The 5,454-nt window shown below is 71.4% G+C and carries 6 protein-coding genes, 1 pseudogene and 1 riboswitch; all 7 genes and pseudogenes read left to right on the forward strand.

The features are described 5' to 3' along the window. Positions 1-79 precede the first annotated feature (79 nt). Positions 80-943 (forward strand): Fpg/Nei family DNA glycosylase, encoded by an 864-nt coding sequence (locus AVW09_RS13810; RefSeq protein WP_063258622.1) that lies wholly within the window; start codon positions 80-82, stop codon positions 941-943. A gap of 69 nt (positions 944-1,012) precedes the next feature. Continuing rightward, a riboswitch (FMN riboswitch) is annotated at positions 1,013-1,161 on the forward strand. Between the two features lie 61 nt (positions 1,162-1,222). Next, the gene (gene ribD / locus AVW09_RS13815) at positions 1,223-2,254 is read left to right on the forward strand and encodes a bifunctional diaminohydroxyphosphoribosylaminopyrimidine deaminase/5-amino-6-(5-phosphoribosylamino)uracil reductase RibD (protein WP_063258623.1); all 1,032 of its coding nucleotides are present in this window, start codon (positions 1,223-1,225) and stop codon (positions 2,252-2,254) included. Continuing rightward, positions 2,254-2,910 (forward strand): riboflavin synthase, encoded by a 657-nt coding sequence (locus tag AVW09_RS13820; RefSeq protein ID WP_022879278.1) that lies wholly within the window; start codon positions 2,254-2,256, stop codon positions 2,908-2,910. The genes ribD and AVW09_RS13820 overlap by 1 nt, the downstream gene beginning before the upstream one ends. Continuing rightward, positions 2,907-4,175 carry a bifunctional 3,4-dihydroxy-2-butanone-4-phosphate synthase/GTP cyclohydrolase II gene (locus tag AVW09_RS13825; protein WP_063258624.1) on the forward strand — a complete coding sequence of 423 codons (1,269 nt, stop codon included), beginning with the start codon at positions 2,907-2,909 and terminating at the stop codon, positions 4,173-4,175. The genes AVW09_RS13820 and AVW09_RS13825 overlap by 4 nt, the downstream gene beginning before the upstream one ends. Further along, on the forward strand, positions 4,175-4,648 hold the full coding sequence (gene ribH / locus AVW09_RS13830) for a 6,7-dimethyl-8-ribityllumazine synthase (protein ID WP_022879280.1): 474 nt from the start codon (positions 4,175-4,177) through the stop codon (positions 4,646-4,648). The genes AVW09_RS13825 and ribH overlap by 1 nt, the downstream gene beginning before the upstream one ends. An 84-nt stretch (positions 4,649-4,732) precedes the next feature. After that, positions 4,733-5,086, forward strand: coding sequence for a hypothetical protein (locus AVW09_RS13835; RefSeq protein WP_022879281.1), 354 nt, complete (start codon positions 4,733-4,735; stop codon positions 5,084-5,086). Positions 5,087-5,265: 179 nt separating this feature from the next. Continuing rightward, a pseudogene (locus tag AVW09_RS13840) lies at positions 5,266-5,454 on the forward strand (MFS transporter); the annotation flags it as partial.

Genomic DNA, 5,454 nt, shown 5'->3' on the forward strand with positions numbered 1-5,454 from the left:
CCAGCCCGCCTCCGCAGGAGTTGTGCGCGGCGGCGGCAAGGGCCTGTCGGATGTCCGGAGGGGATGCCACGATAGCGGCATGCCCGAGATGCCCGAGGTGGAAGGACTCGTCGAGTTCCTGCGCGGTCGCGTGACGGGGCTGACCTTCACGAAGGCGAGCGTGTCCGCCATCAGCGCGCTGAAGACCTACGATCCGCCGATCGACGCGCTCGTCGGTTCGGCCGTGACCGGGGTCGAGCGCCACGGCAAGTTCCTCGACGTCGCCACCGACGGCGGCATCCATCTCGTCTTCCACCTCGCGAAGGCGGGCTGGCTGCGGTGGTACGACACGCTGCCCTCGACGATCATCAAGCCCGGAAAGACGCCGATCGCGCTGCGCGTGGGGTTCGACGACGGCTCGGGGTTCGACCTGACCGAAGCCGGGACCAAGAAGTCGCTCGCCGTCTACGCCGCGCGCTCTCCCGCCGACGTGCCGGGCATCGCGCGGCTCGGTCCCGACCCGCTCGACGACGCTCTCGATCGCGACGCGTTCGCCGCTCTGCTCGCGCGGCGCCGCACGCAGATCAAAGGCGTCCTGCGCGACCAGTCGATCGTCGCCGGTGTCGGCAACGCGTACTCCGACGAGATCCTGCACGCGGCGAAGATGTCGCCGTACGCGCTGGCGGCGAACCTCACGGATGCCGAGATCGACACGCTGTACGCCGCGATGATCAGCACCCTGACCGAGGCGATCGACACCGCGCGCGGAAAGCCCCCGGCCGACCTGAAGGATGCCAAGCGCCGGGGCATGCGCGTCCACGGCCGGCGCGGCGAGGCGTGCCCCGTGTGCGGCGACGAGGTACGCAGCGTCTTCTTCGCCGACAACTCGCTGGAGTACTGCCCGACGTGCCAGACGGGCGGCAAGATCCTCGCCGACCGGCGCCTGTCACGGCTGCTCAAATAGCACGGTTTCGTCCCGAGTCGGCGGGAATGAATCCGTGTCGGCGGTGTTGATTAGACTTCGACCAAGCAATACGTGCTCCGGGGTCGGTGTGAATCCGAACCGGCGGTGACAGTCCGCGAACCCCTCCGCTTCGGCGGTGGGGCCGATCCGGTGGAATTCCGGAACCGACGGTGATGAGGCGAGTGATCTCCTCTAGTCCGGATAGGAGGCAGCACGGTCGGCGCGCCGCGCCGTGCCACCCTGCGCTCCTGCCCGTTCACGAGGGGAAGGACAGGGAAGATGGCATCCGCCGCCGAAACAGACGCGATGCGCCGTGCGCTGCGTCTCGCGCGGAACGGCCCGCGCGGCCTCAATCCGCAGGTCGGTGCCGTGATCCTCTCCCCCGCCGGCGAGGTGCTCGCCGAAGGGTACCACCGCGGAGCGGGCACCGCCCACGCGGAGGTCGATGCGCTTTCGCAGCTCGCACCCGGCGAAGCCCGCGGTGCGACAGCCGTCGTCACGCTCGAACCGTGCAACCACACCGGGCGCACCGGGCCGTGCGCGGTCGCGCTGCTCGAGGCCGGGGTCGCTCGCGTCGTCTACGCCCTCGACGACCCGACGGATGCCGCGGCCGGCGGCGCCGAGCGGCTCCGGAACGGAGGGGTCGACGTCGAGGCGGGCCTCGAGCGCGACGCCGCGACCGAGCTCGTGCGCGACTGGGTGCACCTGCAGCGCACCGGCCGTCCCCGCGTGACCGTGAAGTGGGCGCAGAGCCTCGACGGGCGCGCCGCCGCCGACGACGGGTCGAGCCAGTGGATCACCGGCGACGCCGCACGCCGTGACGTGCACGACCGTCGCGCCGCCGCCGATGCGATCCTCGCCGGCACCGGCACGGTGCTCGCCGATGACCCGGCGCTGACCGCCCGCGACGCGGACGGCGCGTTGCTCCCGCAGCAGCCCGTCCCCGTGATCGTGGGCGCGTCCGAGATCCCCACGGATGCCGCGGTCCACCGCCACCCGCGCGGGGCACTGTTCTTCCCGACGCACGACCTCGGCGCGGTCCTCGACGATCTCGGCGGCCGTGGCATCCAGACCGTCTTCGTCGAGGGCGGTCCCACCCTCGAGAGTGCGCTGCTGCGGGAAGGGCTGGCCGACGAGGTGCTCGTGTACCTCGCCCCTGTGCTCCTCGGCGGCTCGCGGCTCGCGCTCGGCGACCTCGGCGTGCCCGACATCGCCGCCGCACTGCGGCTCGAGGTGGCATCCATCGACATCCTCGGCGACGACATCCGCGTCGTCGCCCGTCCCGTCCACGACACCCAGGGAGATTCCTGATGTTCACCGGAATCGTCGAAGAGATCGGCGAGATCACCGCGGTCGAGCCCGCCGGAGACGGCGTGCGCGTGACCGTGAAGGCCCCGCTCTCCGTTTCGGACGCCGGCCACGGCGACTCGATCTCGGTCAGCGGAGTGTGCCTCACCGTCGTCGACCAGGGCCCCGACTGGTTCACCGCCGACGTCATGAAGCAGACGCTCGACATGTCGACGCTCGCGGGTGTCGGCGCGGGTCGCCCCGTCAACCTCGAGCGGGCGACCGCCGCGCACGGTCGCCTCGGCGGCCACATCGTGCAGGGCCACATCGACGGCACGGGCGTCGTCCGCGAGGTGCGACCGGGCGCCCAGTGGAGTGTCATCCGCATCGGCATCCCTCCGCACCTGGCTCCGCTCGTGGTCGACAAGGGGTCGATCGCGATCGACGGCGTCTCGTTGACCGTCAGCTCCGTGAGCGACGCCGCCGACCCCGAGCCGTGGCTCGAGGTGTCGCTGATCCCCGAGACCCTCGAGGCCACGACCCTCGGCCGCGCCGAAGCAGGCACGCCCGTGAACCTCGAGACCGACATCCTGGCCCGGCACGTGCAGCGCCTGCTGGCCTTCCGCAGCACCGAGAATCCCGCGGCTCCGGCCGCATCCACCGAGAGGGGCTCCGCATGAGCCTGTCCACCATCCCCGAGGCCCTCGAGGCCCTCCGCGCCGGGCGACCGATCCTCGTCGCGGACGACGAGAACCGCGAGAACGAGGGCGACGTCGTCATCTCCGCTCAGCTCGCGACGCCCGAATGGCTCGCGTGGACCGTGCGCTGGTCCAGCGGCTACGTCTGCGCCCCGATGCCGACCGACTGGGCCGACCGCCTCGACCTCCCCCCGATGGTCGAGGTCAACCAGGACGCCCGTGGCACCGCCTACACGGTGAGCGTCGACGCGGCGTCCGGGGTCACCACGGGGATCAGCGCCGCGGATCGCGCCCACACGCTCAACGTCCTCGCCGACCCGGAGTCGGTGCCGTCGAGCCTCATCCGCCCCGGTCACGTGCTGCCCCTGCGCGCGGTCGACGGCGGCGTCCGCGAGCGCGCGGGTCACACCGAAGCGGCCGTCGACTTCATGCGCCTCGCCGGCCTCGAGCCGGTCGGGGCGATCGCCGAGGTCGTCGCGGAGGACGGCAGCATGATGCGGCTCCCGGGGCTCCTGGAGCTCGGCGAGCGCGACGGCGTCCCGGTCGTGACGATCGAGCAGCTCATCGAGTACCTCAACGAGACCGAGCCGGTCGAGACCGCGCCCGTCCCGCGCCGCCGCGTGAGCCTGCGTGCCGAGGCCAACGTCCCGACGTCGCACGGCACGTTCCGCTTCCTCGCGTACAAGGACCGCATCACGGGCACCGATCACATCGCGGTGGTGTCCGGCGAGATCACCGACGAGGCTCCCCTCGTGCGCGTGCACTCGGAGTGCCTGACCGGTGAGGCCTTCGGTTCGCTCAAGTGCGAGTGCGGCCCGCAGCTGGATGCCGCGCTCGACACGATCGACCGCGAGGGCGGCATCGTCATCTACATGCGCGGCCACGAGGGGCGCGGCATCGGCCTCATCAACAAGCTGCGCGCCTACAGCCTGCAGGAGCGAGGCCTGGACACCGTGGATGCCAACCTCGCCCTGGGCCTCCCCGCCGACGCGCGCGACTACGCCGCCGCCGCCGGGATCCTCACCGACCTCGGTGTCGAGCAGGTGCGCCTGCTGACGAACAACACCGACAAGGTGGCGCAGCTGCGCAGCTTCGGCCTCGACGTCGTCGAGCAGGTTCCCCTGCTCGTGGGCGTCGGCCCGAACAACCACCAGTACCTCGAGACGAAGCGCGACCGTATGGGTCACATCATCGCCGAGGACGATCTGCGCGACGCGCTCGCGCACATGAAGGAAGGACTCGTCTGATGGCGGGAAGCGGAGCACCCGAGACCGGCGGCATCGACGCGACGGGACTGAACGTCGTCGTCGTGGCGGGCACCTGGCACGAGGTCATCACCGATGGTCTGATCGCCGGAGCGAAGCGGGTCCTGGATGCCACGGGCGCGACGTACCGCGTCGTGCGCGTGCCGGGCTCGTTCGAGCTGCCGGTCGCCGCGGTGGCGGCGTTCGAGGGCGGGGCGGACGCGGTCGTGGCGCTGGGCGTCATCATCCGCGGCGGCACGCCGCACTTCGAGTACGTCTCGTCGGCGGCCACCGACGGCCTCACCCGCGTCGCGATCGACGCCGGCAAGCCCGTCGGCTTCGGCGTGCTGACCCTCGACGACGAGCAGCAGGGCCTGGACCGCGCCGGGCTCGAGGGCTCGAAGGAGGACAAGGGCGCCGAGGCGGCCGACGCCGCCCTCCGCACCGCTCTGGTACTGCGCGACCTCCGCGGCTGACCGCGACTCGGCACGGCGCGTCTCCCCTGACGGTGAGGCGCGCCTTGCTGGCGCGGGGGCCCTGGCCTCCCTAAGGTGACGGGCATGGAGATCCTGCGTCACGTCGTCGTCGTCATCCACCTGGTCGGGTTCGCGGTGCTGTTCGGCGCGTGGGTCGTAGAGGCCGTCGCCCGCCGGGTCCAGGTGACGCGCCTGATGAGCTACGGCCTGCTGATCTCGCTCGTCGCCGGCCTCATCCTGGCCGCCCCGTGGGGCATCGAGTACGAGCTCAACTACGCCAAGCTCGGTGTGAAGCTCGTCGTCCTCATCGTCATCGGTGCGCTGCTCGGTATCGGTTCGGCGCGGCAGAAGCGCACGGGATCCGTTCCGCCGGTGCTGTTCTGGCTCGTCGGCCCGCTGACGCTGCTAAACGCGGCGATCGCCGTCATCTGGCGCTGAGCCCACAGACCGCCGGTGCCCTCTCGGCGAGCGCATAGACTGGAGGGTCTGGACCCACACCCGGGCCCTTCCCGGTGCCCCCCGCCGCGCGCCCGGACACGCACACCTCCCGTGTCCGCTCCACGCCACCGCTGCGCCCTCACGACGGACGCGATCGCTCGATCTCTCGTCAGGCCCCCATGACCACTTCGTCCACCCCTGCCACCCGCTCCTCGTCGGCTCCCGCCAATCCCCGCTCGCGTGTCATCACCGCGAGCCTCATCGGCACGACGATCGAGTTCTACGACTTCTACGCCTACGCGACGGCCGCGGTCCTCGTCTTCCCGGTGCTCTTCTTCCCCACCGGCAACGAGACGACGTCGCTCCTC

The sequence above is a fragment of the Microbacterium sp. T32 genome (assembly GCF_001619615.1).
Classification (GTDB): domain Bacteria; phylum Actinomycetota; class Actinomycetes; order Actinomycetales; family Microbacteriaceae; genus Microbacterium.

Bases quoted from the DNA above. Each gene is read 5' to 3' on its own strand.
- AVW09_RS13810 (WP_063258622.1), top strand. From the start codon at position 80: ATGCCCGAGATGCCCGAGGTGGAAGGACTCGTCGAGTTCCTGCGCGGT.
- ribD (WP_063258623.1), top strand. From the start codon at position 1,223: ATGGCATCCGCCGCCGAAACAGACGCGATGCGCCGTGCGCTGCGTCTC.
- AVW09_RS13820 (WP_022879278.1), top strand. From the start codon at position 2,254: ATGTTCACCGGAATCGTCGAAGAGATCGGCGAGATCACCGCGGTCGAG.
- AVW09_RS13825 (WP_063258624.1), top strand. From the start codon at position 2,907: ATGAGCCTGTCCACCATCCCCGAGGCCCTCGAGGCCCTCCGCGCCGGG.
- ribH (WP_022879280.1), top strand. From the start codon at position 4,175: ATGGCGGGAAGCGGAGCACCCGAGACCGGCGGCATCGACGCGACGGGA.
- AVW09_RS13835 (WP_022879281.1), top strand. From the start codon at position 4,733: ATGGAGATCCTGCGTCACGTCGTCGTCGTCATCCACCTGGTCGGGTTC.